Annotated in this window: 25 protein-coding genes; 7 read left to right on the forward strand and 18 right to left on the reverse strand. The window is 67.0% G+C overall.

Annotation, left to right across the window (positions count from 1 at the left end; translation table 11 throughout):
* Positions 1-201: 201 nt before the first annotated feature.
* From ACFPME_RS00260 to ACFPME_RS00280, 5 genes are read right to left on the reverse strand one after another with little or no spacing between them, the layout of a single operon-like run.
* Entirely contained in the window at positions 202-3,438 is a 3,237-nt protein-coding gene (locus ACFPME_RS00260) for an efflux RND transporter permease subunit (protein WP_377300850.1), read from the reverse strand.
* Positions 3,435-4,508 carry an efflux RND transporter periplasmic adaptor subunit gene (locus tag ACFPME_RS00265; RefSeq protein ID WP_377300852.1) on the reverse strand — a complete coding sequence of 358 codons (1,074 nt, stop codon included), beginning with the start codon at positions 4,506-4,508 and terminating at the stop codon, positions 3,435-3,437. Before ACFPME_RS00265 ends, ACFPME_RS00260 begins: the two co-directional genes overlap by 4 nt.
* Entirely contained in the window at positions 4,508-4,891 is a 384-nt protein-coding gene (locus tag ACFPME_RS00270; protein WP_377300854.1) for a DUF302 domain-containing protein, read from the reverse strand. Before ACFPME_RS00270 ends, ACFPME_RS00265 begins: the two co-directional genes overlap by 1 nt.
* Before the next feature lie 22 nt (positions 4,892-4,913).
* On the reverse strand, positions 4,914-5,120 hold the full coding sequence (locus ACFPME_RS00275) for a YgaP family membrane protein (protein ID WP_377300856.1): 207 nt from the start codon (positions 5,118-5,120) through the stop codon (positions 4,914-4,916).
* Positions 5,117-6,418: an NAD(P)/FAD-dependent oxidoreductase gene (locus tag ACFPME_RS00280; RefSeq protein ID WP_377300858.1), complete on the reverse strand. Its 1,302-nt coding sequence runs from the start codon at positions 6,416-6,418 to the stop codon at positions 5,117-5,119. The genes ACFPME_RS00275 and ACFPME_RS00280 overlap by 4 nt, the downstream gene beginning before the upstream one ends.
* Positions 6,419-6,578: 160 nt before the next feature.
* On the opposite strand from ACFPME_RS00280, the gene ACFPME_RS00285 reads away from it, so the two are divergent.
* The 3 genes from ACFPME_RS00285 to ACFPME_RS00295 all read left to right on the forward strand — a co-directional run bounded on the left by ACFPME_RS00285 (position 6,579) and on the right by ACFPME_RS00295 (position 8,692).
* On the forward strand, positions 6,579-6,941 hold the full coding sequence (locus tag ACFPME_RS00285) for an ArsR/SmtB family transcription factor (RefSeq protein WP_377300861.1): 363 nt from the start codon (positions 6,579-6,581) through the stop codon (positions 6,939-6,941).
* Between the two features lie 161 nt (positions 6,942-7,102).
* Positions 7,103-7,552, forward strand: a complete 450-nt coding sequence (locus ACFPME_RS00290) for a host attachment protein (RefSeq protein ID WP_377300863.1) — start codon at positions 7,103-7,105, stop codon at positions 7,550-7,552.
* 390 nt (positions 7,553-7,942) lie between these two features.
* Positions 7,943-8,692, forward strand: coding sequence for a response regulator (locus tag ACFPME_RS00295; RefSeq protein WP_377300865.1), 750 nt, complete (start codon positions 7,943-7,945; stop codon positions 8,690-8,692).
* Positions 8,693-8,876: 184 nt separating this feature from the next.
* On the opposite strand, the gene ACFPME_RS00300 is transcribed toward ACFPME_RS00295, so the two are convergent.
* The 3 genes from ACFPME_RS00300 to ACFPME_RS00310 form a co-directional block, all read right to left on the reverse strand.
* Positions 8,877-9,599 carry a Crp/Fnr family transcriptional regulator gene (locus ACFPME_RS00300; RefSeq protein ID WP_377300867.1) on the reverse strand — a complete coding sequence of 241 codons (723 nt, stop codon included), beginning with the start codon at positions 9,597-9,599 and terminating at the stop codon, positions 8,877-8,879.
* A 120-nt stretch (positions 9,600-9,719) separates the two neighbouring features.
* Positions 9,720-10,691 (reverse strand): zinc-dependent alcohol dehydrogenase family protein, encoded by a 972-nt coding sequence (locus ACFPME_RS00305; protein ID WP_377300869.1) that lies wholly within the window; start codon positions 10,689-10,691, stop codon positions 9,720-9,722.
* Positions 10,692-10,709: 18 nt separating this feature from the next.
* On the reverse strand, positions 10,710-11,537 hold the full coding sequence (locus ACFPME_RS00310; RefSeq protein WP_377300871.1) for a universal stress protein: 828 nt from the start codon (positions 11,535-11,537) through the stop codon (positions 10,710-10,712).
* Between the two features lie 219 nt (positions 11,538-11,756).
* Here ACFPME_RS00310 and ACFPME_RS00315 point away from each other — a divergent pair, with 219 nt between their 5' ends.
* Positions 11,757-12,545 (forward strand): universal stress protein, encoded by a 789-nt coding sequence (locus ACFPME_RS00315; protein WP_377300873.1) that lies wholly within the window; start codon positions 11,757-11,759, stop codon positions 12,543-12,545.
* 78 nt (positions 12,546-12,623) lie between these two features.
* Here the strand turns inward: ACFPME_RS00315 and ACFPME_RS00320 are convergent, their stop codons facing one another.
* From ACFPME_RS00320 to ACFPME_RS00330, 3 genes are all read right to left on the reverse strand, one after another.
* Positions 12,624-13,277 carry a BON domain-containing protein gene (locus ACFPME_RS00320; protein ID WP_377300875.1) on the reverse strand — a complete coding sequence of 218 codons (654 nt, stop codon included), beginning with the start codon at positions 13,275-13,277 and terminating at the stop codon, positions 12,624-12,626.
* Positions 13,278-13,439: 162 nt separating this feature from the next.
* Entirely contained in the window at positions 13,440-14,069 is a 630-nt protein-coding gene (locus tag ACFPME_RS00325) for a DUF2238 domain-containing protein (RefSeq protein ID WP_377302792.1), read from the reverse strand.
* 134 nt (positions 14,070-14,203) lie between these two features.
* Complete coding sequence (locus ACFPME_RS00330) at positions 14,204-15,094, reverse strand: universal stress protein (protein ID WP_377300877.1); 891 nt, start codon at positions 15,092-15,094, stop codon at positions 14,204-14,206.
* Positions 15,095-15,423: 329 nt separating this feature from the next.
* Between ACFPME_RS00330 and ACFPME_RS00335 the strand changes: the two genes are divergently transcribed.
* Positions 15,424-16,218, forward strand: a complete 795-nt coding sequence (locus ACFPME_RS00335; protein WP_377300879.1) for a universal stress protein — start codon at positions 15,424-15,426, stop codon at positions 16,216-16,218.
* 175 nt (positions 16,219-16,393) lie between these two features.
* On the opposite strand, the gene ACFPME_RS00340 is transcribed toward ACFPME_RS00335, so the two are convergent.
* Together ACFPME_RS00340 and ACFPME_RS00345 are read right to left on the reverse strand one after the other, a co-directional pair.
* Positions 16,394-17,053 (reverse strand): murein L,D-transpeptidase catalytic domain family protein, encoded by a 660-nt coding sequence (locus tag ACFPME_RS00340; protein WP_377302794.1) that lies wholly within the window; start codon positions 17,051-17,053, stop codon positions 16,394-16,396.
* Positions 17,054-17,145: 92 nt separating this feature from the next.
* Positions 17,146-18,105 (reverse strand): L,D-transpeptidase family protein, encoded by a 960-nt coding sequence (locus tag ACFPME_RS00345; protein ID WP_377300881.1) that lies wholly within the window; start codon positions 18,103-18,105, stop codon positions 17,146-17,148.
* Between the two features lie 305 nt (positions 18,106-18,410).
* Between ACFPME_RS00345 and ACFPME_RS00350 the strand changes: the two genes are divergently transcribed.
* A complete protein-coding gene (locus tag ACFPME_RS00350) occupies positions 18,411-18,929 on the forward strand; it encodes a VOC family protein (protein WP_377300883.1) in 519 nt (172 codons plus the stop codon).
* A gap of 13 nt (positions 18,930-18,942) precedes the next feature.
* Here the strand turns inward: ACFPME_RS00350 and tadA are convergent, their stop codons facing one another.
* The 4 genes from tadA to folD form a co-directional block, all read right to left on the reverse strand.
* Positions 18,943-19,431 carry a tRNA adenosine(34) deaminase TadA gene (tadA, locus tag ACFPME_RS00355; RefSeq protein ID WP_377300885.1) on the reverse strand — a complete coding sequence of 163 codons (489 nt, stop codon included), beginning with the start codon at positions 19,429-19,431 and terminating at the stop codon, positions 18,943-18,945.
* A 71-nt stretch (positions 19,432-19,502) separates the two neighbouring features.
* Positions 19,503-21,080, reverse strand: a complete 1,578-nt coding sequence (gene guaA, locus ACFPME_RS00360; protein WP_377300887.1) for a glutamine-hydrolyzing GMP synthase — start codon at positions 21,078-21,080, stop codon at positions 19,503-19,505.
* A gap of 136 nt (positions 21,081-21,216) precedes the next feature.
* The gene (gene guaB / locus ACFPME_RS00365; protein WP_377300889.1) at positions 21,217-22,674 is read right to left on the reverse strand and encodes an IMP dehydrogenase; all 1,458 of its coding nucleotides are present in this window, start codon (positions 22,672-22,674) and stop codon (positions 21,217-21,219) included.
* An 81-nt stretch (positions 22,675-22,755) separates the two neighbouring features.
* Complete coding sequence (gene folD, locus ACFPME_RS00370) at positions 22,756-23,628, reverse strand: bifunctional methylenetetrahydrofolate dehydrogenase/methenyltetrahydrofolate cyclohydrolase FolD (RefSeq protein WP_377300891.1); 873 nt, start codon at positions 23,626-23,628, stop codon at positions 22,756-22,758.
* Between the two features lie 67 nt (positions 23,629-23,695).
* On the opposite strand from folD, the gene ACFPME_RS00375 reads away from it, so the two are divergent.
* Positions 23,696-24,295: a GNAT family N-acetyltransferase gene (locus ACFPME_RS00375; RefSeq protein ID WP_377300893.1), complete on the forward strand. Its 600-nt coding sequence runs from the start codon at positions 23,696-23,698 to the stop codon at positions 24,293-24,295.
* On the opposite strand, the gene der is transcribed toward ACFPME_RS00375, so the two are convergent.
* The gene (gene der, locus ACFPME_RS00380) at positions 24,279-25,682 is read right to left on the reverse strand and encodes a ribosome biogenesis GTPase Der (protein ID WP_377300895.1); all 1,404 of its coding nucleotides are present in this window, start codon (positions 25,680-25,682) and stop codon (positions 24,279-24,281) included. The genes ACFPME_RS00375 and der overlap by 17 nt on opposite strands.

Genomic DNA, 25,682 nt, shown 5'->3' on the forward strand with positions numbered 1-25,682 from the left:
GGACTCGATCGAGCGCATGGAGGGCTGTGGAGAAAGTCTGTCTCGGCTCCGTCGCCGGTCGCGCACCGTCCGCAGGTGGACTGGACCAGCGCGCACCGGGGTGGCGGCGACCTGCCGCAGGCTGCCCGCGGGCAAGCGCGTGGGATTCGGTATCACCCCGCTGGGCCATGGGCCATCCGATGCGGCTGCATTCCGCTCACTTCATGACGCTTCCGGTTGCGGTGCCTGGTGTGCCAGCCAGGCGTAATAGAGCAGCGGAATCACCAGCAGGGTCAGCACGGTCGACACCAGGATGCCGAAGATCAGCGACACCGCCAGGCCCTGGAAGATCGGGTCGTCAATGATGAAGAAACCGCCGACCATCGCCGCCACGCCGGTCAGCACGATCGGCTTGGCGCGCACCGCAGCCGCATCGATCACCGCCTCGGCCAGCGGCCGGCCGGCCGCGAGCGCATGGTTGATGAAGTCGATCAGCAGGATCGAGTTGCGCACGATGATGCCGGCCAGGGCGATCATGCCGATCATCGAGGTGGCGGTGTACTGCGCGCCGACCAGCGCGTGACCGGGCATCACGCCGATCACGGTCAGCGGGATCGGCGCCATGATGATCAGCGGCACCACGTAGCTCTTGAACTGGCCGACCACCAGCAGGTAGATCAGCAGCAACCCGACCGAATAGGCCAGGCCCATGTCGCGGAAGGTCTCGTAGGTGATCTGCCACTCGCCGTCCCACTTCACCGACGGTGCGCTGATGTCGTCGGGCTGGGCGATGAAATGCTGCTGCAGGCGCGCGCCGGCAACGTCGTGGCCGCGCAGCGTGCCGACCAGGCTGAACATGCCGTACAGCGGACTGTCGGTGGCGCCGGCATCGTCGCCGGTAACGAACGCGTAGGGCAGCAGGTCCTTGTGGTAGATCGCCTGTTCCCACGTCGCCGGACGCACGCTGACCACCTCGGACAGCGGCACCAGCGCACCGCCCTGGGCGCGCACACGCAGCGCCAGCAACTGCGCCAGCGACGCCTGGTCGCCGGCCGGCAGGCGCAGGCGCACCGGCACCGCGTAGCGGGCATGACCGTCCATCAGCCAGGTGGCGTCCTCGCCGGACAGTGCGGTACGCAGCGCCTGCGCGATGCCGGCCTGGTCCAGCCCCAGCCGCGCGGCACGCTCGCGGTCGACCACCATCACCTCGCGCGGCGCGGCTGCCTCGACGCTGGTGTCGATGTCGACCACGTCGCCGTTGGCCTTGAAGCGCTGCGCCAGCGCCAGTGCGGTACGCCGTATCGTGTCGTCGTCCGGGCCGTATACCTCGGCCACGATCGGCGCCAGCACCGGCGGGCCGGGCGGCACCTCGACGATCTTCACCGACGCGCCGTAGCGCGCGCCGATGCCTGCCAGCGCAGGACGGATTGCCAGCGCGGTGGCATGGCTCTGCCGGTTACGCTCGCTTTTGTCGACCAGGTTGACCTGCAGGTCGCCCACATTGGCACCGCTGCGCAGGTAGTACTGGCGCACCAGCCCGTTGAAGGTGATCGGCGCGGCGGTGCCGGCGTAGGCCTGCCAGTTGGCGACCTCGGGCAGCGTGGCCACCGCGCCGGCCAGCTCGCCGAGCAGCTGGTTGGTGCGCTCCAGAGTGGAGCCCTCGGGCATGTCGACCACCACCTGGAACTCGGACTTGTTGTCGAACGGCAGCATCTTCAGGACCACCGCCTTGACCACCACCAGCGCCACCGCAGCAAGCACCAGCACGCCCATCGCCGCGAACAGCAGGCGCCGGCGCCGACGCGCCCGTTCGCCGGCGATGAACGGCCGCATCACGCGCTGGAACAGGCCGAGCAGGCGGCTGCCCGATGCTTCGTGCGCCCCGGCGCCGCCACCTTCGCCTTCGCGCGGCGGTGGCGGATGGCGCAGCAGCTTGAGCGCCAGCCACGGCGTGACGATGAGTGCCACCGCCAGCGACAGCAACATGCCGGCCGAGGCGTTGATCGGGATCGGCCGCATGTACGGCCCCATCAGGCCGGAGACGAAAGCCATCGGCAGCAGCGCGGCGATCACCGTGAAAGTGGCCAGGATGGTCGGCCCGCCGACCTCGCTGACCGCCTCCGGGATCGCCTCGCGCAGGGTGCGTCCGCCGAGCGCCATGTGCCGGTGGATGTTCTCCACGATCACGATCGCGTCGTCGACCAGGATGCCGATCGAGAAGATCAGCGCGAACAGCGACACGCGGTTGATGGTGAAGCCCATCGCCCACGAGGCGAACAGGGTCAGCATCAGCGTGATGATCACCGCGCTGCCGACCACGATCGCCTCGCGCCAGCCCAGCGCGAACAGCACCAGCAGCACCACCGAACCGGTGGCGAAGATCAGCTTGTGGATCAGCTTGTCGGCCTTGTCGGTGGCGGTCCGGCCGTAGTCGCGGGTGACCGTGACGTGGACGTCGGCCGGGATCACCACGTTGCGCAGCGCGGCGAGCCGCTGGTCGATCGCGGTGGTGATGTCGGCGGCGTTGCTGCCCGGCTTCTTCGCCACCGCGATGGTCACCGCCGGCGCGTTGCCAGCCGGGCCGCCCCTGGCGGCCGGCGCGCCGAACCAGACGTAGCGGCCGGGCAGGTCCGCGCCGGCATGGATGCGTGCCACGTCGGACAGGAACACCGGCTGACCGTGCTTCAGGCCGATCACCAGTTGCGCCACGTCGCCGGCATTGGCCAGAAAGGTACCGGCGGTTACCGGCACGTCGCGGCCGGCACCGATGCGATCGCCCGCCTGGGTGACCACGTTGGCCGCCTTGAGTGCCGCGGCGAGATCGCCGACCGCCATGCCGTAGGCGGCCAGCTTCGCCGCGTCGAGCTCCACCACCACCGCGCGGGTGGGGCCGCCGATCGTATAGACGTCGCGTGTGCCGGGCACGCGCTTGAGTTCGGTCTCCAGCGTGTGCGCGACCTCGGCCAGCCGGGTCGGGTTCTGCGCGGGGGCATCGCTCCACAGCGTCAGCGCCATCACCGGCACGTCGTCGATGCCCATCGGCCGGATCAGCGGCGGCCCCACGCCCAGCCCCGGCGGGACGAAGTCCTGGTTCTGGAACACCTGGTTGTACAGCCGCACGATCGCGCTCTGCCGCGGCACGCCGACCTGGAACTCGACGGTGAGCATCGCCAGGCCGGGCCGGCTCACCGAGTAGACGTGCTTGATGCCTTCGATCTCGGCCAGCTTCTGCTCCAGCGGGAAGGCCACCAGGTTTTCCACGTCGCGCACGTCGGCGCCGGGGAACGGCACCATCACGTTGGCCATGGTCACGTCGATCTGCGGCTCTTCCTCGCGCGGGGTGATCACCGCCGCGGCCAGCCCGAGCAGCAGCGCGGCAATTGCCAGGATCGGGGTCAGCGGGGAAGCCTGGAAAGCGCGCGCGATGCGTCCCGACAAGCCGAGCGACGGCTCGCTCATGGCGCGGCCCCGCCACGGTGGGCACCGATCCAGCGCGCGGCCGCCGCCGGATCGGTGGCGATGCGCTCGCCGTCGTCCAGCCCGGCCAGCACTTCCACCGCCTCGCCGTAGCGCGCGCCGGTGCGCAGCTGGCGCAGCTGCGGGCCGCCCTGGGCCAGCACGTAGACGCCCTGCAGCTCGCCGCGCTGCACCAGCGCGGAGGCCGGGACCAGCAGCCGGCGCTCGCGCGCGATCGCGAAGGCCACCTTGACCGTCATTCCGGGATACAGGCCGGTGTCCTCGCCGGGCAGCTCCAGCCGCACGCTGAAGCTGTGCGTGTCCGGATCGGCGTAGGGAAACACGGTGAGCCTGGTCGCGACGACCCGGCGCGCGCCGTCGTCGAGCAGCACCTCGGCATGGTTCTGCCGGCGGATCGCTTCGGCCGCACTCTGCGGCACCTGCACGGTCACGCGCAGATCCTTCAACGAGACGCCGGCGATCAGCGGCTGGCCCGGCTGCACCGACTCGCCGACCTGCACGTAGCGCCGCGTGACGATACCGGCATAGGGCGCGCGCACCACCGTGTAGTCGAGCTGCTGGCCGATCTCGCGCAACTGCGCCTGCGACGCGTGCAACGCGGCCAGCGCCGCATCGCGGCGGGCGCGTTCCTGGTCCAGCTGCTGGCGCGAGATCAGCCCGCGCGCGGCGATCGCCGCGACGCGCTGGTAGGACGCAGCAGCCTCGTCGTAGGCGGCCTGCGCCGCGGCGATCTGCGCCTGCGCCCGGTTGTGCGCGGATTTCTGCTCGATGTCGGTGAAGCGCACGATCACCGCGCCCTCGGGCACGGTGTCGTTGACGTCGTACGGCAGCTCGACCACGCGGGCGGCGGTCTGCGCCGACACGGTGGCCTGGTTGACCGCCTCCACCACGCCGTCCCAGGCCTGTTCGCGCGGCGCCTCCTGCAGGTGCACCACGCGGCTGGCCAACCCGGTCGACGGCGCTTGCGCATGGACGGGCGGCGGCTCGTTGCGCCGGCAACCGGCCAGCAACGCGAGGACCAGCGCCGGACCGAGCAGCAGGCGCAGGCGCATCAGCAGGCCTCGTCGATCATCTGGCGCGTCTGCGCCTCGACCTCGGCCGCGATCGGCTGCAGCGCCGCATCGGTCGACAGCATGCCGAGCATGCGCTCCGGCTCGATCATGCCGATATGCGTGCGCCCGCCGTCGGTATAGACCGAGATGCGGCAGGGCAGCGCCATGTTCAGGCGCATGTCCGTCTCCATCACTTTCGCCGCCTGCTGCGGGTTGCATACCTCGAATACCTTGCACTCGCGCTCGAATGGCACGCCCTTGCCGCGCAGCGTCGCGCCGATGTCATGCACGTGCAGCACGCCGAAGCCGTGGCGGCGCACGGCGGCATCGAGGTCGTCGGCGGCCTGGGCGAAGGGTTTGGCGGTGTCTTTGAGGTAGTACACGGCGGGCTCCTGGACGATGAAGTCAGCGGGGAAAGGCGCAGCCGGGCTTGAGCCCGAAGCTCTTGAGGATCCGCGCCAGCGGGCAGAAACCGGTAAATGCCGATTGCAGCAGGTTGGCCCCGACGAACACAGCCAGCCACAGCCAGGCGGGCGCCACCCACCAGGCCAGCGCGACCGACAACAGCACCATGCTGCCGGCGAACGCCAGCACCACGCGATCGATGTTCATGGCAGATCTCCTTCGAGGTGTTTGGCGGGTGGCCTGAGCCGCTCGATGCCGAGCAGCTTGAACGCGTATTTCTCGTACACCGGCTCGGTATGGCCGCTGCGGATCTTGTGCAGGTAGTACTTCTCGAAGGCGAGCTTGGCCAGGTGCACCCACCTGCCCTCCTTCGCCCAGGTGACATTGCGCGGCGGGATCTGCGGCAGCGCGACGAACGCCACGCCGGTATTGCCCATGTCGGCCAGGCATACGGCATTCCACGTCGCGCGCGCCTCGCCCGGCTTGCCGGCCAGTTCGTCGCGCAGGTTGTGCGCGATGGCAGTGACCATCGACTCGATCATGAAGCCGGTCTTCGGCGCGCCGGTCGGCACCGGCGTCGCTTCGACCGGCGGGATTGCGACGCACACACCGGCGGCAAACACGTTGGCGAAGCGCGGGTTGCGCTGGTGCTGGTCGATCAGCACGAAGCCGCGCGGATTGGTCAGCCCATCGATGCCGCGCACCGCGTCCACGCCGGTGAACGCGGGCAGCAGCATGGCGAACGCGAACGGCAGCTCGGTCTCGCCTGCCGGCGCACCCTTGGCGTCGACCTCCTGCAGCTTCAGCTTGCCGGCTTCGGCAGCGAGCAACTTGGCGTTGACGATCCACTTGATGTCGCGCTGGCGGAGTTCGTGTTCCATCAGGCCCTTCGAATCGCCGACCCCGCCCAGGCCCATGTGGCCGATGTACGGCTCCGAGCTGACGAAGGTGATCGGCACGCGGTCGCGCAGTTTGCGCTTGCGCAGATCGGCATCGAGGATCAGCGCGAACTCGTAGGCCGGGCCGAAGCAGCTCGCGCCCTGCGCCGCGCCGACCACCACCGGGCCGGGGTTGGCCAGGAACGCCTGGTAGGCCTCCCACGCGCGTTGCGCGTGCTCCGCGGTGCAGATCGAGTGGGTGTGGCCGTCCGGCCCCAGCCCCGGCACTTCATCGAAGGCCAGCCGCGGGCCGGTCGCGATCACCAGGTAGTCGTAGTCGAGGATCCTGCCGTCGCGCAGGCGCAGCCGGTTCTCGGCCGGCAGGACTTTCTCCGCCGGCACATCGATGAAGCGGATGCCGCGATGCTCCAGCCGCTCGCCGATGGCGAAACCGATGTCGTCGCGCTTGCGCCAGCCGATCGCCAGCCAGGGATTGGACGGGGTGAAATTGAAGCGCGGGCCATCGCCCACCACGGTGACCTCGTGGTCTTCGCCCAGCGCTGCGTGGATCTCGTAGGCGGCGGCGGTGCCACCCAGTCCAGCGCCGAGCACGATGATGTTGGCCATGTCAGGTGCCTCACTTTTTTCAATGTCGGAGACATGCTCGGCGCGATGCGCCCTTGGGCAGTTGACCGGCATCAATATCGTTTTAATTTAGCATATTCTAATTTAAAGAAAACTAATGTACTTAACTGCTAAAGTCAAGCAGGACCAGACACCCGATCCCATGTCCCCGACATCGCTGCCGAACATTTCCGCCATGCACGCCCGCGCCGATGAGGCGGCGGGCCTGCTCAAGGCGCTTGGCAACCCGCAGCGTCTGCGGGTGTTGTGCCTGCTGGTCGAGGGCGAGCGTTCGGTGGGCCAGATCCACAAGGCGCTGCCGGACCTGAGCCAATCCGCCCTCTCGCAGCATCTGGCCCGCCTGCGCGACGAAGGCCTGGTGCGTACGCGACGCGAAGCGCAGTCGATCCACTACGCCCTGGAGCCCGGCCCGGCGCAGGCGGTGATCGAAACCCTGCATGGCGTCTATTGCGCGCCGGCTCGACGCGGCTCGTCTTCGAGCAGGCGCAGTGGCGACCCGACCTAGTCGCCACCGCTCCATGCCCTCGAGCGCGCCAGCATCGTGGTTCGCCGCAAGCCACCTGAGGCCGCTCCGCGCATCGAAATGACGTCGTCGGTCGTCGCGACATGCCTTGTCCGTTTTGATCTGCATCAAGCTTCCATGCGCGCCCACTGGTTAGCCTGACCGTGCACGTCAACCGGAGCGAGCTCGCCATGAACAAGACCTGGGTGTTGGTGGCCGACGGCGAAAAGGCCCGCCTGTTCGAGTTCGAACGCTGTCAGGAGCCGTGGACCGAGCTGGAATGTTTCGTGAATCCCGATGCCGTGCATGGGCACAGTTTCCAGCGGCCGCCACGGGTCCACGAGAGCGTGGGGCCGGTAAGCCACGCCATCGAGCCACACACGAACGAGAAGGACAAAGCGTCGGCGCGCTTCGCCGCGACGCTCGTGGCTGCGCTGCACACCGCGTACGAGGAAAAGCGCTTCCAGGCGCTCGTCATCGCGGCGGCGCCCCGCTTTCTGGGAGCCTTGCACAAGCGGTTGGACAAGACTCTGCAGCAAGCCCTGAGCCGCGAACTCAGGCACAACCTCACCAGCCTGGACAGTTCCGGCATTCGCGAGTACCTGCTCCGGTAGGGCCGTCGCCCGCCCGAACGCCCGGCTCCCCGCCTGCTGGCAGGAAGGTCCGCCGGCGACTGCAACGGCAGGTGCTGGAAGTTCCGGGGCGGCCACGCGCCTGGCCAGCGGCAGCGCCGCATCCGGAAAGGCGGCGGCCTGCATCGGGTCGATCAGCCACCCGTGCATCACTTGATCCCCCGGATCGGACCTGATGCCGGCATGGGCCAGCATGCGTGCGCCACTGACACGGATCAGGGGAACGTCGCGCCATTTTGGGGCATACTTCCACGGCGCCACGTGGGCCTTCGATGCCCTCTCCTCCAGCACGCAGGGGAGCGGCTCCGCCACGAAAAGCGCCACTGTTCTTTGACCAGTACCGAACCGCACCAGCAAGCGTCAGGGACTTTCGTGTCAGCACAGGATCCCAACCAGCAGGGGATGTCCTTCCGGCAGGCCCACCTGCTGGTGGTCGACGATGACAGCGAAATCGCGGCGCTGCTCAAGCGCTATCTCTCCGCCCAGGGTTTTTCGGTGAGCGTGGTCGGCAATGGCAAGGGCATGCTCGAACTGCTCGAGGCAAACACGATCGATCTGGTGCTGCTCGACCTCGGCCTGCCCGGCGAGGATGGCCTTGACCTGACGCGGCATCTGCACGAGCACTGGCATGGTCCGGTGATCATCGTGACCGGGCGGGGCGATTCGGTCGATCGCATCGTGGGTCTGGAACTGGGTGCCGACGATTACGTCACCAAGCCGTTCGAGCTGCGCGAATTGCTGGCGCGCATCCGAAGCGTATTGCGCCGCACCGGTGAACGCACCCGCCAGGCAGCATCGCGGCCCGTGGTCTACCTGTTTGCCGGCTACCGGTTCGAACTCCACAGCCGCACACTGACGGCGCCAGCGGGCGAGCCGGTCGCGCTGACCAGCGGCGAGTACGAACTGTTGCGGATCCTGGTGACTCATGCCAACCGGGTACTGTCCCGGGACGAGCTGATGAACCAGTTGTATGGACGGGGCTCCGGGCCATTCGACCGCGCCGTGGACGTCCAGATAGGTCGCCTGCGACGCAAGATCGAGCCCGACCCGGCCGCGCCCACCCTGATCAAATCCGTGCGCGGCGCCGGCTACATCTTCAGCGACACGGTACACCAGGAGTAGAGCGCCATGCCATCCCTGCGCGCTGCCGGCAAACAGCGCCAGTTCCGCGCGCTCTTTGCGGCGGCACCCGATGCCATGGCGGCGGTCGCCGCAGGATCGAACTGTTGCGCAAGCCGGCGGATGGAGCAACCGGGCGAATCGCCGCCGCTGGCAGCTGAAGCCGGAGCGGCATGACGGCACCCGATCAGTGCACGCTGTCCCCCTGCCCGGTCATGCGCCGCAAGCCGTTCGGATCCAGGAGCCGCACCTCGCGTCGCCGCACCTCGATGCAGTGCAGCCGGTCCAGTTTCGAAAGGGCACGGGTTACCGTTTCATGCTTGAGTCCGAGAAAACTTGCGATATCGGCGCGTCCCATGCGCAGCAGGAAGTGCCGCGGGCTGAAACCCAGCCACATGTGACGTTCGGCCATGTCCAGCAGGAAGGCAGCCACGCGCTGTTCGGCGGTGAGTGTTCCGAGCGCCAGCATCCAGGCGCGATCGTTGCGGATTTCCTCGGCAAGCGCCGCCGTCAGGCGCTCCTGCAGTTCGGGAATCTGCAAACAGGCAAGCAGTACCGGCGGGTAGGGCAACTCCCAGATCTCGCTGTCGTCCAGCGCCACCGCGTCGCAGGAGTAACGGGTCAACCCGATGGATTCCACACCGATCAGGTCGCCACGCATGCGGAACCCGGTCACCCGCTCGCGGCCATCCTCGGATAACTCGCAGACCTTCAGAAACCCCGCGTGCACCAGAAAGATGGCGTGGAACGGTTGGCCTGCGCGGTAGGCATGCTGCCCGGTCGCCAGCTTGCGGCGAACGACCTGGACATGCCTCGAGAGCCGCTCGATGTCCAGCGGGCTGATCGAGGCCGGCGGCGACAGCATGGCAATGTGCGCAGGGGCCTGGATCCGGCTGGCAAGGGCGTTCATGGCGGGCTTCCGGGAGATCGGGACGAGGATGCCAGACTAGCCAGCCTCTGCCACCGCATGACGACGATCGCGCAACCCCGCGTAACGATCGGTAACAGTTGCTTCGCCTTGTACACCCGGTTACGGCACAAGTACCGCCGCCCCGCTGAGCCTTCCGTGGCGCAAGTCCTCCAGTGCGTCGTTTGCCGCCTCCAGCGGATAGCGTCGCGTGGTGGCGTGGATGCCCGCGCCGCCTGCCTCGGCGAAGAAGGCATGTGCATCCGCCCGGGTCAGGTTGGCGACCGATACCAGTTCGCGTTCCTCCCATAACAGGCGGTACGGGAACGTCGGGATGTCGGACATGTGGATGCCACCGCACACCACGCGCCCGCCCTTGCGCACGGCTTGCAGTGCTCGAGGCACGAGCTCGCCGGCCGGCGCGAAGATGATCGCCGCATCCAGCAGCTCAGGCGCCGAGGCATCGGAATCGCCTGCCCATGCCGCTCCCTGCGCACGCGCAAACGCTTGCGCAACGAGGTCACCGGGGCGGGTGAACGCCAGCACCCGCCTCCCCTGGTGCTGCGCAACCTGGGTCGTCAGGTGGGCGGCCGCGCCGAAGCCGTAGATTCCGATCGTCTGCGCCTGCCCGGTCCTGCAAAGCGCCCGCCAACCGATCAGGCCAGCGCACAGCAACGGCGCGGTGGCGACGGGATCGACCTCGCCCAGGGGAATGCAGAAGTCGGCGCGGGCGACCAGGTGGCTGGCGTAGCCGCCCGGTCGCGTATAGCCGGTGAAGGCCGGTGAATCGCACAGGTTCTCGCGGCCGTGGCGGCAGTAGTCGCAGATGCCGCAGGCCGAGCCCAACCAGGGCACTCCCACACGCTGGCCCAGGGCAAGCCGCTCGACACCGATGCCGATCCCATCGACGAGACCCACCACCTCATGTCCGGGCACGACGGGCAGCTGCAGGTGCGGCAACTCGCCATCGACCACGTGCAGATCGGTGCGGCACACGCCGCAGGCCTCGACCCGCAGCCGCACCTCGCCGGGCCCCGGCTCGGGAGCCGCACCCTGCCTGAGCACCAGCGGTTCGCGTATGGTTTCGAGCGTCATGGCGCGCATGGCTGCGCGTCAATGGCGGAACAGCACAGGCAGCTGTGCATTCCAGAGCACGTGCCGGGTGGTGCCGCCCAGCGCCCACTCGCTGAAGCGGCTGCGGCCGTAGGCACCCATGACCAGCAGGTCGGCGTGGAAGCGGCCAACCTGTTCCAGCAGCGCTTCCCCGACACCGCGTTCCGCGCCGGCGAGATCCTGCGAGCGGGCGTGAATGCCGTGGCGGTTGAGGTAAGCGTCGATGTCGAAGGGCGGCTTCCAGGAGACCTCCTGGAAAGTTTCGTTGGGGGCTCCGCGCAGCAACAGCACTTCGCTGGCCTGCTTCAACAGGGGCAACGCGGCGTGCACGGCGCGTATCACCTCGGGTGCGCCGTTCCACGCAATGGCGATGCGCGACAACGAAACGGCCTGCACCGGCCGGGGTGGCACCACGATGCACGGCAGGCCCACCGTGAGAATCAGCGAGGCGAGATCGGAGGGAGTGGCCCAGGTCCGGTCCGGATTCCGCTCGGCCACGAGCAAGTCGTGCCAGCATGCGATCTGCACCAGCGCATCGGAAAGGTTGCCCTGCCCCACCACCCAGGCGGCATGCTCGACGCCCATGCCGTTTGCCCAGGCGATGAAGGACCGTTCGGCGCCGAGCGCGCTCGCTTCGAGTGTGCGGGCCGCTTCGATCAACACATCGATGAGTTCGGGGGTGCTGAAGCTGGGTGTTGCAAAGAGCGGTGACGGGTAGACGTAGGCGCCGGTGACCGAAGCCTGCATCAGGCCCGCCAGCTGCGTGCCGTACTGCGCGGCGCGGGGCCAGCTCTCGAAATCGATGGTGTTGATGAGGATGTCGTACATGGCGGGTGCTCCAAGCCGGTGCGCCGCCCCATGGCGACGGCCGGCAGTCACGCTAGGCCCTGCCGGCGGGGGCCGAGGTGATACAGGTCAAACGCCGCGACGATCGGAGCGGGACGTCATGGGCAGTGACTTGGATCAAGTTGGCCTCGCGTCGACAACAGCACGCTATTCACTGCCGCGACCGAACCAAGTGCTGCGGCGTCGGCGAGGGCTCTTTCAGTGCGCGACATCGTGGTCCACTGCCCGGGTTTCCGGAACTGGCATGCCAGCGTGCGTTATGCCGCGCAGCTCGCGGCATCGACGCGGGCGACCCTGACTGGCCTTTACGTCACCGCGCGGGATGGCTCCGCGCCGGGCCCTCCCTTGCTGGCCGAAGAAGTGACTGCCTACGCGCAGGAGGAGCTTCACCAGGCGATACTTGCCGGTCGCCGCTTTGCGGAATGGGCAGGCCAGCTGGGCGCGCGCGAAGCTCGCTGGCAGGTGGCGATCGGACCGTTGGCAGACGCGCTGGTCCTTGCGGGCAATTGGACCGACGTCCTGGTGCTGCAGGGCCTTGCGCCATCTTCCAGCGCGGGCGAACGCCTGTTCTGCGAGGTGCTGCTTTCCGGGACTGCCTGCATTGCAGTGCCTGATGCCAACGTCGCGCCTGGGCGCGTGGTACATGCGGTGGTGGCCTGGAATGACAGCGCGGCGTCGAACCGCGCCCTGCATGGTGCGCTGCCGTTGTTGCGCGGCGCCGAATCGGTAACCCTGTTGCAGGCGAGCAGTGCCAAGTCGAATGCGCTTTCGCATCTGCGGGCGCACGGGGTGGTCGTCACCACGGTCGGCACCATCGCAGCAGCGGACGAGAGCGCAAGCGAGCAACTTCTCGCCTATGCCGCTGACCAGCGTGCCGACCTGCTCGTGATGGGGGCCAGCGGAAGACGTCGCCTCGGAGACCGTTGCCTGGGCCCGACCACCAGCGCAGTGTTGTCCCAGAGCCGCGTGCCGGTGTTCCTCAAGCATTGAGGCCGCCGACACGACATCCCGCCGCGGCCGGGACTGACAAGAATGAGGGGCGCCAGGCGCCCCTCGAGCTTGGAACAATCAGGCGATCCGCACCCGGTTCTCCACGGTACGCACGCCGGGCGCGGACCACGCCGCACGCTCCACGGCCTGGCGCTCTTCCCAGTCGTCCACCCGGCCATCGATCGCCACCACCCCGTTGGCATGGATCTCCACCTTGATCCGATCGGCTTCCACTTCCGCATGCCGCTTGAGCGCGTCGACGATGTTCTTGCGCACGTCTCCGGCCTGCACATGCGGCTCGACCATGATGTTGTTGGAAACGCCGGTGATACCCGACAGTTTGCGCACCGCGGTCTCGGCCGCCACGCGCTGGTAGTTCCAGGGCACCTCGCCGGTCAACGTGATCCAGCCAGTGGCGACTTTGACGTGGAGCCGGTCCGACGGCACCAGGACGTCCCAATCGAGGATGTCGAGCGCACGCTTGGCGATGTCCTCGTCGCTGAGCTTCTTGTCGCCGGGCAGTCGAACTTCGATGTCCTGGGCGATGGCCTTTACGCCAGCCACCCGCCACGCCGCGCGCTCGGCGGCGAGCTTCTGGGCATAGTTGGTGACGTGGCCGCGCAACGTCACCACGCCATCCTTGGCCGTGACCGCAATATTCGACGCATCCACGCTCGGCTCGAAGTTGAGCTCGTCCAGGATGTCGTCCCTCAAGCGCAGGTCATCTTTCATGGCACACCTCGACTGTCTGTGGGAGGAAGCCATTGGGCCACCGAGCTCCCTCGCGCCGGTTGACGGAGATCAACTTCTGTGCGAGGGGAGCTGCCGGTTGATGACGACTGGGTGAGAGCGCCATGCCGCGAAAATCTGCCGTCGGCGCGCAGGTATGCACCGTCAACGGCCCCGCCCATGCCGATCTTTTTCCATGCTGGCTCGGCGATCCGCGCCGACCCACCTCAGGCATGACCACAGCAGGCTGCCGAGCAGGGCCAGAGCCATGTCTTTCTGCGCATCCCACGGATCGCCCTGGGTGCCCAGGTAGGTGATACCCAGATCGCCGCCAAAAACCGTTGCGGCGCCCCACTCGATCAGCTCGTAGAGCATCGACCCGAAAGCCATCCAGGCGACCGTCGTTGCCCGCAACCCGGCGCCGCGCAAGCCGCAACGCGTGGCCAGGATCTCCGCGACCGACTGCGCCACCAGCAGGCCGTAGGCCAAGTGCACCGCGCGGTCAAAGTGGTTGCGCGAGGCCGGCCCGGGTAGCGACCAACCCGCAGCCTCCGCCCACTGGCGATACGGGACCAGCGAATAGGTGTAATGCGCTCCGATCTCATGCAGCAGCAGGAACACGAACAACGCCACGCATGCGGTCCTGGAGAGCGATACGGAGGGATGGCTGAACCGGAACGCGGCGAGCGCGGCCAGCACGATAGGAACAAGCGCGTTTTCGAGCAGCCAGTCTTCACGGCTGTAAGGAGCGATGCCGGCAACGAAGGCCAACACCAGCCATACCGCCAAGAGCACGATCGGCAGTCGGTCAATGTCACGAAATCGCGCCGCCGGCGGTGCACATGCGGGTACGTCGAACGCCAGAATTATCTTCTTCAGCTGTGCGACAAGCCTCGCCAACGCCCTGCGACTCCGTAGCCCTGCCAGCATCAATGCTGCAGGAAGATCGGCACGTGCGCGTGCTTGAGCACATGGCGCGTCGCGCCGCCAAGCACGCGCTCACGCACGAGGGAATGTCCAAATGCGCCCATGACGATGAGATCGGCCCCCACCCGCTCGACCCTCTCCATCATTCCAGCCCCGGCGGCACGCGGCGGCAGTTCCACGCACATCGGCTCGGCCTCGATGTCATGGCGGGCCATGTATACGAAGGGCTCGAAACGTGGCAGATAACTCTCATCCTCCGGACCGTGGGGACGTCCGCCATCAAGCAGGACCACGCGCTCGGCAGCGTGCAGGAATGGCAGCGCCGCGTGGATGGCGCGCGTCGCCTGGATACTCCCGTCCCACGCCACCAGCACGCGCGGGAAGCGGACGCCCCCGCTCCAGCCGGTCGGCAGGATGAGACTCGGCAGGCGGCACGTGAGCAGCGCTTCGCCGAGCAGCTCGGTCATCGCTTCCTCATCCACCAGATCGCGCTCCAGCACAGCCAGGCTATGCCAGGCACCCAGTTCACGCAGGACGCGGGCCAGGCCTGTGTGCGCGACCACCCACGACGCGCGCGGCACGCCCCTGGACCTGGCGAAGGCCCGGAAGTCGGCGCCTTCTTTCGTATCCTGGACTGGCGTATCCAGCAGCAGTCCGAGCACCGAGGGCTCGCTTTCGGGGCCGCGCAACATCCGAAGCGAGGCATCCACGAAGCAGCCGGTCAGCAGGCTGCGCCAGCGCGCGGCAAGTTCGGCGGCCACCTGCACCGCCGGGTTCCACGGCGAAACGGACGTGGCGATGGCGATGATGTCGGCGGGCAATCCCGTGCCGGAACTCATGGGGTTGGCGGTGCCCTGGGGCGCCTGCGTATCGACGGTGGACTCGACGGGCATCACGGGATCCTCGTTGCATCGACAGCGGCGGTCGGCCTGGTGGTCATGGGCTGTCGACTCCGTCGCGTTGATATGCCCCTGGATGGCATTGGGGCATGCCGGCGGAGGAGCCGGATTGATCCTAATCAACTCCGCCCGCTGTCGCGTGGTGCCGGGGGCGACCCTGGGCCGCCGCACCGCAGCGGCTGACCCCGGTCTGCCGGCCCTTGCGGATTCCGTTGAGCCATGGCGCTGTTGTCCCATTCCGAGGCGCGCTTGACCCTGATCAATCGGAGCCCTCTCCCGGCGGTCGACTATGCAAGCCTCGCCGGAGAGCCGCCATGTACGAAATGATCATCGACGTCGACCGGATGCAGGACGACGTTCCCGCCATCCAGCTGGGTCTTGCCGTGGCAGGTCAACAGCAGGCCTTCGTGTCCGGTATCCACATCGTCCAGCAGTTTCCTTCCGTCACAGCCATTCCCGAAGCGCTGACCATTCTCCAGGCCGAGGAGGAATCGGCACGCCACCGAGCACCCTGGTGGCAGGAGCTGTGCCGGCGGGCGGGCGTGGACGGAACCTGGGAGGTATTCCGCGGACTCTACGCATCCGTGCTGGCGAGATGTTCGCGGATGGCCGATTTGCTCGTCTGCAGCGGAGCGGGTGGCGACATCGATCTACCGGTCGGCTGGGACAACATCACCCACACGCTGTTCGCCGGCAGCGCGCCGATGTTGCTGGTCCCCCGTACTTACGAGGTACGCGGCGTCCCGGAACGCGTGCTGGTGGCCTGGAACGGCTCGGGCGAGTCCACCGAGGCCATCCGTGCGGCGCTGCCCCTGCTGCGCAAGGCCTCGCAGGTGCACCTGCTGGACGGATGGCAGGAGACCCTGCCCGGGTTCGGACCGCCGGCTCTCCCGCTGTACGCGTGGCTGACGCGCCAGGGAGTCACCGTGCACCAGCAGCACTCGTTCCATCCCGGCGCCGAGGCAGGAGCGCACCTGCTCCAGAAAGCCGAAGCCATGAATGCGGACCTGCTGGTCATGGGTGCGTGGGGCCGCTCGCGGATCAGCGAGCTCGTGCTGGGCGGCACGACCCATCACGTGCTCTCCCATGCGCACCTGCCCTTGCTGCTGGCGCACTGACGTTCGCACCCTGCCGCCTGGACAGCCGTGGGGTGGGCAAGCCGGGGCAGCGAGTCATGCAAGGGCAAGCATCGCCGAACGTCGAATCGGCAGGGTGCCTCACAGGGCCAGCGCGATCGTGATCGCGGACGATCGGCAGATCTGTTGCCACGTCCGTGCAGCCGGCCGAGAAAGACTAGCGCGAAGCCATCGGCTGGTTGCCGCCGCAATCGCCGAGCAGCCGCGAACCACTCAGCCACCGTGGATCCGGATAGTAGGCAAATACCACGGAGCGTTCCCGGATCGCATCGATCAGCTTGTGCGATACGGCAGCACGTACCGCTGGACAACCGTAGCTGCGCCCCAGCCGCCCCTGGCTATGCGCGAATGCGGGACTGACATAACTGGCGCCGTGGACGACGATCGCGCGGCTCTCCGCCTGGTCGTTGAAGTTGCCGTCGATCCCTTTCAGACGCAACGAGTAACCGTTGTGGCCGGTGTAGGTCCCGTCGGTGACGAACGTGCCCAGGCTCGACATCAAGCTGCCAGGCGTATTGGAGAAGCGATTGGCCAGGTTGTCGCCGCTGTTGCGACCATGCGCGACCCATTCCTCGAACAACAGGCGCGGCTGTTGCGCAAGATCGAACACCCACAGTCGCGGCTTGGTGGAGGGCAACGAATAATCGATCACGCTCAGTGTTGTTTGCCCGGGCATGCGCCGCTGCACGCACGCCAGAGCCTGCGTGGCCAGAGCCAGGACCTTTGGATTGGCAGCCGGCGCCGCCCGGCTCAATGCCTGGACGAGCTTTTCGGGGGATGTGGTGGAGGCGCCAGCCGCAGCGGGCACCAACAGCATGGCGAGCAACAGTCGTCGGAAATGGATAGGCATGACCTGGGGGCGAAAGCAATAGATGTCGGCAGCATGCCCCGCGGCCGCTGAATGAAGTGCTATCGCGCCGGTGACCCGTCCTGCGCTTCGAGCAGGGTGCCATAAGGTACGGGCTGCCCTCCTTCTGCCGGCAGGTCGGTGACCAGCACCGTGGTCCCGGCTGCGATACGCTCGCGCAGCCGGGCGCCGAAGGCATCGGGCACCCGGAGCCGGCTGGCCAGTTCGCGCGGGGCCGGCGCGGGTCCCTCGCCGAGGACGCGATAGGCCGACCACAGCCCACCATCATGTTCCGCCGTAGCGCCAACGGGCTCGGCGCGCCTCACATACAGCAGCATGCCCCCCACGGTGAATCCCGCCGGGACGCTCAATCGAGTGCCGGCGATCAGGCGGCCCGACTGCAGGACAAACAGGGCACGGTCGTGGGTGCTCACCACGATGCTCACCGGTCCCCCATCGTTAGCAGGCCATGGTGCGCCCCCTCCATTCGCCAGGTCGACGGGTGTTCCGCCCAACCCCAGCGGCGCGACCGCCGCCGGATGGTTGATTGCCGGCGGTGCCACGCGCGCATCGGTCACCACGACTACCGTTCCGCGGGGACTGATCTCGAACAGGCGTTCCGCAAAAGCCGCCGGGAGGCGGATGCAGCCGTGCGAAGCGGGATGGCCCGGCAGTGCGCCCGCGTGCAGCGCAAGGCCGTCCCAGGTCAGGCGCTGCATGAAAGGCATGGGCGCGCTTTCATAAAGGTTGGAATAATGCTCACGCTCCTTCTGAAGGATCGTGTAAACACCGGTAGGCGTCTCGTAGCCGCGCCGGCCCGAACTGATGCGGCTCGCGCCGATCGCCACCCCGTTGCGGTACACGTAGACCCGCTGCTCGTCGAGGCTGACCAGCATCACCATCGGCCCCACCGGAGCCAGGTCCGGGCGCCAGAAAGGTTTTCCGGCCGGCGTGCCCGCAGTGGACGGCTGCGAAAGCATCAGCAAGCTCCAGCTCAACACCACCAGCAGTCGATGGCCCATAGTGCCGCGCCGCGCTGGTTGAACCGCGAGTCTGTCAGTACATCCCACGAGTCTTCACGCCGTCGAACCGGGAACCCATTCTGCTCGCCGGGAAATTATGCCGCTTGATCGAAATCAACGGCCCGTCTGGAAACCACCCCGCGTCCTCTCTTGCTGTCCCCTGGGCAAAGACCGAAATGACAGGGCCGGCACTCCAACCTCCCGCTGAGCGTTCGCGCAGGGAAACACAGTAGGCGCACCACCGCAGCTTCTGCCCGGCGCGGGCAGCCCCATGTTTGCGCCAACAGGAACTCCGGTGCCGGATCATGAAAAATTCCCTGCTGTCGCTGTTGGCGGTCGCCGCGCTGGGCGTTGCCGCCTTCCTCGCGCCTTGGAGCAGTCCTGCCGCCACTTTTCATGACGCCGATTATGTGCGCATCGGTGTACCGGACCTGGCGCAGGCAGTGAGCTTCTTCCAGGACGTTCTGGATTGCCAGCTCGTGGGCGCGACGCCTGCCACGTCGAGCATGAGGAACGCCAGTTCACGGTTGCTGGTCTGCGAAGCCGGGTCGATCGTGGAACTGGTCGACGACCGTACCGGTGTCCGGTCCTCTTCACGGCAGCGCGTTGCAGGAACCGATGGCGAGCCCATTCGATTCATTTCGGGGAACGTCGCCCACGCGGACCAGTGGCTGCGCGGCGCGGGGGTTCGTGTTGTCGGACCGTCGCAAAAGCTGCGGTCTGGCCCGTTCGTCGGCATGACGGCGGTGAACTTCGTGTCGCCGTGGGGGCTGCGGTTGCAGTTGGTCGGCCCGGACACGAATGTCGCGGCGAGCGGGCGCTGAACGCCGCAGGCATTCAGCGACGTGCGCGGAAAAAGTCGCGCAGCAGAGCGGCGGATGCGTCAGCCAGCAGGCCGCCGGCTACCTCGACACGATGGTTGTGGCGCACGTCGACGAGGGTGTCGAACACGCTGCCGGCAGCGCCCGTCTTGGGGTCCGCGGCCGCGTAGACCACCCGGCCGATGCGCGCATGGACCATGGCCATCGCACACATGGAGCACGGCTCTAGGGTTACGTAAAGCGTAGCCCCGGACAGGCGATGATTGGCCAGCTTTTCACCCGCCGCGCGCAACGCCATGATCTCGGCGTGGGCGGTCGGGTCGTGCAGGGTGATGTTGCGGTTCCAGCCCAGGCCGACGATCTCGCCGCCCTGCACCAGCACTGCACCTACCGGGACTTCGTTCTCGGCATCGCGCGCATGTGCGGCGAGCTGCAAGGCGCGCTGCATGTACTTCGCATCCTCGGCCGAGAATGCTTCGGATGGATGGGGAGTCTCGTCAGTCATTGCGGAACTTTGCGCTTTGCTGCGGTAGCTGTCGGCAGGTCTCCCGACGGATCGAGAGACGCACGCCCTGGTCATTCCCACTCGATCGTGGCCGGGGGCTTGCCACTGATGTCGTAGACGACACGCGATACGCCGCGCAGCTCGTTGATGATCCGGTTGGAAACCCGGCCAAGAAACTCGTACGGCAGGTGTGCCCAATGCGCGGTCATGAAATCGATGGTTTCCACCGCGCGCAATGCGATCACCCATTCGTAGGCGCGTGCATCGCCTACCACGCCGACGGACTTCACCGGGAGGAACACCGCGAACGCCTGGCTCGTCTTGTCGTACAGATCCGCCTTGCGCAATTCGTCAATGAAGATGGCATCGGCCTGCGCCAGCAGCTCTGCGTACTCGCGCCTCACTTCGCCAAGTATGCGCACACCCAGACCCGGCCCCGGAAACGGGTGGCGATAGACCATCACGCGCGGCAACCCCAGCGCCACGCCGATACGGCGTACCTCGTCCTTGAACAGCTCGCGCAACGGTTCGACCAGCTTGAGCTTCATGTGCGCCGGCAGGCCGCCGACGTTGTGGTGGCTCTTGATGACGTGAGCCTTGCCGGTCCTGCTGCCTGCCGACTCGATCACGTCCGGGTAGATCGTGCCCTGAGCCAGCCACTTCACGTTGCCGCCGTCGGCAATGAGCTTCTCCGACTCCTCGTCGAAAATCTCCACGAACAGCCCGCCGATGATCTTGCGCTTGGCCTCCGGGTCGGCCACATCGGCCAGGGCATCGAAATAGCGATCGGCCGCATTGACGCGGATCACCTTGACGCCCATGTGCTCGGCCATGGTGGCCATCACCTGGTCGCCCTCCTGCCAGCGCAACAGGCCGGTGTCGACGAATACGCAGGTCAGCCGATCACCGATCGCCTTGTGCAACAACGCCGCGACGACGGAAGAATCCACGCCGCCGGACAAGCCAAGCAGCACATGATCAGTACCGACCTGTTCGCGCACGCGGGCGATCTGGTCATCGATGATGTTTGCAGGGGTCCACAACGTGGCGCACCCGCAGATGTCGGTGATGAAGCGCTTGAGCAACGCCCCACCCTGCTTCGTATGCGTCACTTCCGGATGGAACTGAACGCCATACCAGCGGCGGGCCTCGTTCTCCATCACCGCGACCGGAATGCGGTCGGTGGCGCCCGTGACGACGAAACCAGGCGGCGCCTTGCTGACGTGATCACCGTGGCTCATCCAGACGTCCAGCTTGTGGCCGTCCAGGCGATCGCTGAGCCCGTCAAACAGACGGCTGGGCGCGAGGATGTCCACTTCGGCGTGCCCGAACTCGCGCGCGTCTGCCGCCTCGGTGGCGCCACCCAGCTGGGCCGCCAACGTCTGCATGCCGTAGCAGATGCCGAGGATCGGCACATTCGCATCGAACACCTGCTGCGGCGCTTTCGGAGCACCCTCCAGCGTGGTCGATTCAGGACCACCGGACAGGATGATGCCCCTGGCGCCGAACGCGGCGATCTCGGCTGGCTCGTGATCCCAGGCCCATATCTCGCAGTACACGCCGAGCTCGCGGATACGCCGCGCGATCAACTGCGTGTACTGCGCGCCGAAGTCGAGTATCAGGATCTTGTCGCTGTGGATATTGGTCATTGCATCGCCGGGAATCGGGAATGGGAAGTCAGGAGTGGAAAAGCCGGTTCGCTATGCATCCGGTGTCTAAGGGAACAGCCGGGACGAAGAGGCCGTTTCGACGACGCCCCACTCCGACAGCCCTATTCCCGGCCCATCAGGAATTCAGCCGGTAATTCGGCGCTTCCTTGGTGATCTGGATATCGTGCGGGTGCGCTTCGGTGACGCCCGCAGAGGTCACCTTGACGAATTGCGCGTTGTGACGCACGTCATCGATGTTGGCTGCGCCGAGGTAACCCATCGACGCGCGCAATCCACCGATCAACTGATGGATGATGTTGCGCAGCGGGCCGCGGTACGGCACGCGCCCCTCGATGCCTTCGGGCACCAGCTTGTCGGCGTCGGCCTCTTCCTGGAAGTAGCGATCCTTGGAGCCCAGCTGCATCGCGCCGATCGAGCCCATGCCGCGATAGCTCTTGTAGGAGCGGCCCTGGAACAATTCCACCTCGCCGGGCGATTCCTCGGTGCCGGCGAACATCGAGCCGAGCATCACGGTGGACGCACCGGCCGCCAGCGCCTTGGGAATATCGCCGGAATAGCGGATGCCGCCATCGGCGATCAGCGGGATCTCGTCCTTCAGCGCGGTGGCGACCAGGTCGATCGCGGTGATCTGCGGCACGCCGACGCCGGCCACCACGCGGGTGGTGCAGATCGAGCCGGGGCCCACGCCGACCTTGACCGCGTCCACGCCCACGTCGAGCAGTGCGCGCGCCGCTTCGCCGGTGACGATGTTGCCGGCGATCACCTGCACCTGCGGGTAGTGCTTCTTGACCCAGCCGGCGCGTTCGATCACGCCTTGCGAATGTCCATGCGCGGTGTCCACCACCAGCACGTCGACGCCGGCATCGACCAGCGCGGCGACCCGCTGCTCGGTATCGCCGCCCACGCCGACGGCGGCGCCCACCAGCAAGGCCTCGTGGCGATCCTTCGCCGCATGCGGGTTGTCGCGCGCCTTCTGGATGTCCTTGACGGTAATCAGTCCGCGCAACTGGAAATCATCGTTGACCACCAGCACCTTCTCGATGCGGTGCTTGTGCAGCAGCAGCAGTACATCGTCCTGGCTGGCGCCTTCGCGCACCGTCACGAGCTTGTCCTGCCGCGTCATGATGTTGCGCACCGGATCGTCGTGCTTGCGCTCGAATCGCAGGTCGCGGCTGGTGACGATGCCGACCAGCTTGGCACCGTCCACCACCGGCACGCCGGAGATGTTGTGCGCGTGGGTCAGCCTCAGCACTTCGCGGATCGAGGTGTCCGGCCCGACGGTGATCGGACTGCGGATCACACCGGCCTCGAATTTCTTCACCAGGCGCACTTCGGCGGCCTGTTGTTCGGCCGTCATGTTCTTGTGGATGATGCCGATGCCGCCATTCTGGGCCATGGTGATGGCGAGCCGCGCTTCGGTGACGGTGTCCATGGCAGCGGATACGATGGGGATGTTCAGGCGCAGGTCGCGGGTGAATCGCGTTGATGTATTCACATCGCGCGGCAACACGATGGAGTGGCCTGGAACAAGGTAGACGTCGTCGTAGGTCAGGGCCTCGGCGAGGATGCGCATGCGAAAAGTCCCGCTGCAAAGAGGGAATTATACGCGCCCCGGCGTGAGGCTCGCCAGCCGTGCGGCTGTACGGGCTACGTATCAGCCGGTTTTTCCGGGCGCCGCCGCATGCGCCTCGGCGGCTTCGAGCGTGTTCTCCATCAGCGTGGCGACCGTCATCGGGCCGACGCCGCCGGGCACCGGGGTGATCCAACTGGCCCGCTCTGCGGCAGGGTCGAATTCCACATCGCCAACCAGCCGGCCATCGTCGAGCCGGTTGATGCCGACGTCGATCACCACAGCACCGGGCTTGATCCATTCACCCTTGACCAGGCCGGGCTTGCCGACGGCCACGACCAGGATGTCGGCCTGGCGCACAAAGCCCGCCAGATCGCGAGTGAAGCGATGGCATGACGTGGTGGTGCAGCCGGCGATCATCAGCTCGAGTGCCAGCGGCCGCCCCACGTGATTGGACACGCCGACCACCACCGCGTGCTGGCCCCGCACCGGTCGATCGGTATGGCCGAGCAAGGTCATCACGCCCTTCGGTGTGCAGGGGCGCAGTCCAAAGCGGCGCAAGGCGAGGCGGCCCACGTTCACCGCCTGGAAACCGTCCACGTCCTTGTCGGGATCGATGCGGTCGACCAGGGCGTCTTCGTCGATATGATCCGGCAGCGGCGATTGCACCAGGACGCCGTGCACGTCGGGGTCGGCGTTCAGCCTGTCGATCAGCGCAAACAGCTCGTGCTGGCTGGTAGTGGACGGCAGGTCATAGTCGAAGGACCGGAAGCCGACCTGGTGGCAAGCCTTGCGCTTGTTGCGCACGTACACCGACGAAGCGGCGTCGTCGCCCACCAGCACCACCGCGAGGCCGGGCGCCGCCAAGCCTCGGGCCACCCGGTCGGCCACGCGCAACGCCACGCGACCCAACAATTCCTGCGCGATGCGTTTGCCGTCGAGAATGCGTGCGGCCATGTTGATGCCTTGCTGTGAAGTCCACCATTATCCAGCCTCGGCCTGGTACGTACAAACGGCGTTGTCCATGGATCCGAAACCGAAACCGAATCCGAGCCCGACAATTTCGACCGCGCTGGAATTGACCAACGGCAGAGTGCGCCTGCGCTCCTGGCAGGAGCGCGATGCTCCTGCCCTGGTCGAAGCGGCGCGGGAGTCGGTGGCCACGGTGGGCCGTTGGCTACCCTGGTGCCACGCGGATTACGGGCTGGACGATGCGCGTTTGTGGATCGCGCACTGCGAGTCCGGCTGGCGCGCCGCCGAACACTACGCGTTTCCGGTGTTCGACGTCAGGTCGGGCGAGCTGCTGGGCGGCGTGGGCCTCAATCAGCGCAACCGGCTCGAACGCAGCGCCAATCTGGGCTACTGGGTGCGCCAGTCGCGCCAGCGGCAAGGTGTGGCCGCAGCGGCGGCGGCCCTGGCGGCTGGCTGGGGTTTCGACCGACTGGCGTTGCTCCGGATCGAGATCGCGGCTCTGCCTGACAATCTCGCGAGCCGGCATACCGCGACCCATATCGGCGCCTGCTTCGAGGCGTTGGCACCCGAACGACTCCGGGTCGATGGAGAGCCCCGTGACGCCGTGGTCTACGGTTTGGTCCAGGCAGGTCTGCTCAGCGCGTGCGCTTGATCAGGTCACTGACCCGGCGACGGGCCTTCTGCTCCTGTTCCTTGGTCAGTACCTTCTTGCGACCCGCGTACGGGTTTTCGCCTTCGCGGAAGGCAATCCGGATCGGCGTGCCTTCCAGCTTGTACCGCTTGCGGAAGAAGTTTTCCAGATAGCGCTGATACGCCGGCGCGATGTGCTTGGTGCGGGTGCCGTGGATCACGATGGTCGGCGGGTTGTTGCCGCCCGGATGCGCAAAACGCAGCTTCGGCGAGTGGCCATGCACCAGCGGCGGCTGGTAGCCCTCGTAGGCTTTCTCCAGCGTCTTGGTCAGGTCGGACGAGACCAGCACCTTGGTCGCCGACGCATGCGCGCGCACCACGGCGCGCATCAGTTCGCTCAGACCCGAGCCGTGCAATGCTGAAATATGCACCTGCTTGGCCCAGTCGACGAACACCAGTCGACGGTCCAGCGCACGCATGCACTCGTCGCGCTGATACTGGTCCAGGCCATCCCATTTGTTGATGGCGATCACCAGCGCCCTGCCCTCGTCGATCGCATAGCCGATCAGGGTGAGATCCTGGTCAGCGAGGTTCTCGCGGGCATCGATCATCACTACGACGACCTGGGCAGCAGCAATCGATTGCAACGTCTTGATGACGCTGAATTTCTCGACAGCTTCCTCGACGCGGGCCTTGCGCCGGATGCCGGCCGTGTCGATCAGCGTGTAGCGCTTGCCGTCGCGTTCCAGCGGCACGCGGATCGGGTCGCGGGTGGTGCCGGCCACATCGGAGACGATCAGTCGATCTTCACCCAGCAGGCGGTTGATCAGGGTCGACTTGCCGGCGTTAGGGCGGCCGACGATGGCGACCCGGATGCTGCCACCCTCACCCTCCGCTTCCGTCGCGCTTTCCTCGTCGGCTGGCAGCAGGGGTAGGATCAAGTCGATCAGATCGCCGGTGCCGCGATTGTGCGCGGCCGACAACGGCAGGATCTTGCCGACGCCGAAGGCGGAGAACTCCGCCAGCACGGCTTCCTCTTCCAGCCCATCGGTCTTGTTGACGGCCGCAATGATGGTTTTGCCGCTGCGGCGCAGCTCGCCCAGGATCGCGTAATCCTGCGGCAGCAGGCCTTCGCGCGCATCCACCACGAACACCAGCACGTTCGCTTCCTCGATCGCCAGGCGAACCTGCCTGGCGGTCAGCACATCCATGGCTTCCTCGACACCGGACAAGCCACCGGTGTCGACCACCACGAAGGGCCGCTCACCGCTGCGGCAGACGCCGTAGTGGCGATCGCGGGTAACGCCCGGCATATCGGCGACCAAGGCGTCACGGCTGCGCGTCAGTACATTGAAAAGGGTCGATTTACCGACATTCGGACGACCAACCAGCGCAACGACGGGCAGCAT

It is taken from the genome of Rhodanobacter umsongensis (assembly GCF_042654965.1).
GTDB classification, from domain to species: Bacteria; Pseudomonadota; Gammaproteobacteria; order Xanthomonadales; family Rhodanobacteraceae; genus Rhodanobacter; species Rhodanobacter umsongensis.

Bases quoted from the DNA above. Each gene is read 5' to 3' on its own strand.
- ACFPME_RS00285 (WP_377300861.1), top strand. From the start codon at position 6,579: ATGTCCCCGACATCGCTGCCGAACATTTCCGCCATGCACGCCCGCGCC.
- ACFPME_RS00305 (WP_377300869.1), bottom strand. From the start codon at position 10,691: ATGACGCTCGAAACCATACGCGAACCGCTGGTGCTCAGGCAGGGTGCG.
- ACFPME_RS00300 (WP_377300867.1), bottom strand. From the start codon at position 9,599: ATGAACGCCCTTGCCAGCCGGATCCAGGCCCCTGCGCACATTGCCATG.
- ACFPME_RS00350 (WP_377300883.1), top strand. From the start codon at position 18,411: ATGAAAAATTCCCTGCTGTCGCTGTTGGCGGTCGCCGCGCTGGGCGTT.
- tadA (WP_377300885.1), bottom strand. From the start codon at position 19,431: ATGACTGACGAGACTCCCCATCCATCCGAAGCATTCTCGGCCGAGGAT.
- der (WP_377300895.1), bottom strand. From the start codon at position 25,682: ATGCTGCCCGTCGTTGCGCTGGTTGGTCGTCCGAATGTCGGTAAATCG.
- ACFPME_RS00280 (WP_377300858.1), bottom strand. From the start codon at position 6,418: ATGGCCAACATCATCGTGCTCGGCGCTGGACTGGGTGGCACCGCCGCC.
- ACFPME_RS00260 (WP_377300850.1), bottom strand. From the start codon at position 3,438: ATGAGCGAGCCGTCGCTCGGCTTGTCGGGACGCATCGCGCGCGCTTTC.
- ACFPME_RS00265 (WP_377300852.1), bottom strand. From the start codon at position 4,508: ATGCGCCTGCGCCTGCTGCTCGGTCCGGCGCTGGTCCTCGCGTTGCTG.
- guaB (WP_377300889.1), bottom strand. From the start codon at position 22,674: ATGCGCATCCTCGCCGAGGCCCTGACCTACGACGACGTCTACCTTGTT.
- ACFPME_RS00375 (WP_377300893.1), top strand. From the start codon at position 23,696: ATGGATCCGAAACCGAAACCGAATCCGAGCCCGACAATTTCGACCGCG.
- ACFPME_RS00340 (WP_377302794.1), bottom strand. From the start codon at position 17,053: ATGCTGTTGGTGCCCGCTGCGGCTGGCGCCTCCACCACATCCCCCGAA.
- guaA (WP_377300887.1), bottom strand. From the start codon at position 21,080: ATGACCAATATCCACAGCGACAAGATCCTGATACTCGACTTCGGCGCG.
- ACFPME_RS00275 (WP_377300856.1), bottom strand. From the start codon at position 5,120: ATGAACATCGATCGCGTGGTGCTGGCGTTCGCCGGCAGCATGGTGCTG.
- ACFPME_RS00310 (WP_377300871.1), bottom strand. From the start codon at position 11,537: ATGTACGACATCCTCATCAACACCATCGATTTCGAGAGCTGGCCCCGC.
- ACFPME_RS00320 (WP_377300875.1), bottom strand. From the start codon at position 13,277: ATGAAAGATGACCTGCGCTTGAGGGACGACATCCTGGACGAGCTCAAC.
- folD (WP_377300891.1), bottom strand. From the start codon at position 23,628: ATGGCCGCACGCATTCTCGACGGCAAACGCATCGCGCAGGAATTGTTG.
- ACFPME_RS00345 (WP_377300881.1), bottom strand. From the start codon at position 18,105: ATGGGCCATCGACTGCTGGTGGTGTTGAGCTGGAGCTTGCTGATGCTT.
- ACFPME_RS00335 (WP_377300879.1), top strand. From the start codon at position 15,424: ATGATCATCGACGTCGACCGGATGCAGGACGACGTTCCCGCCATCCAG.
- ACFPME_RS00330 (WP_377300877.1), bottom strand. From the start codon at position 15,094: ATGCCCGTCGAGTCCACCGTCGATACGCAGGCGCCCCAGGGCACCGCC.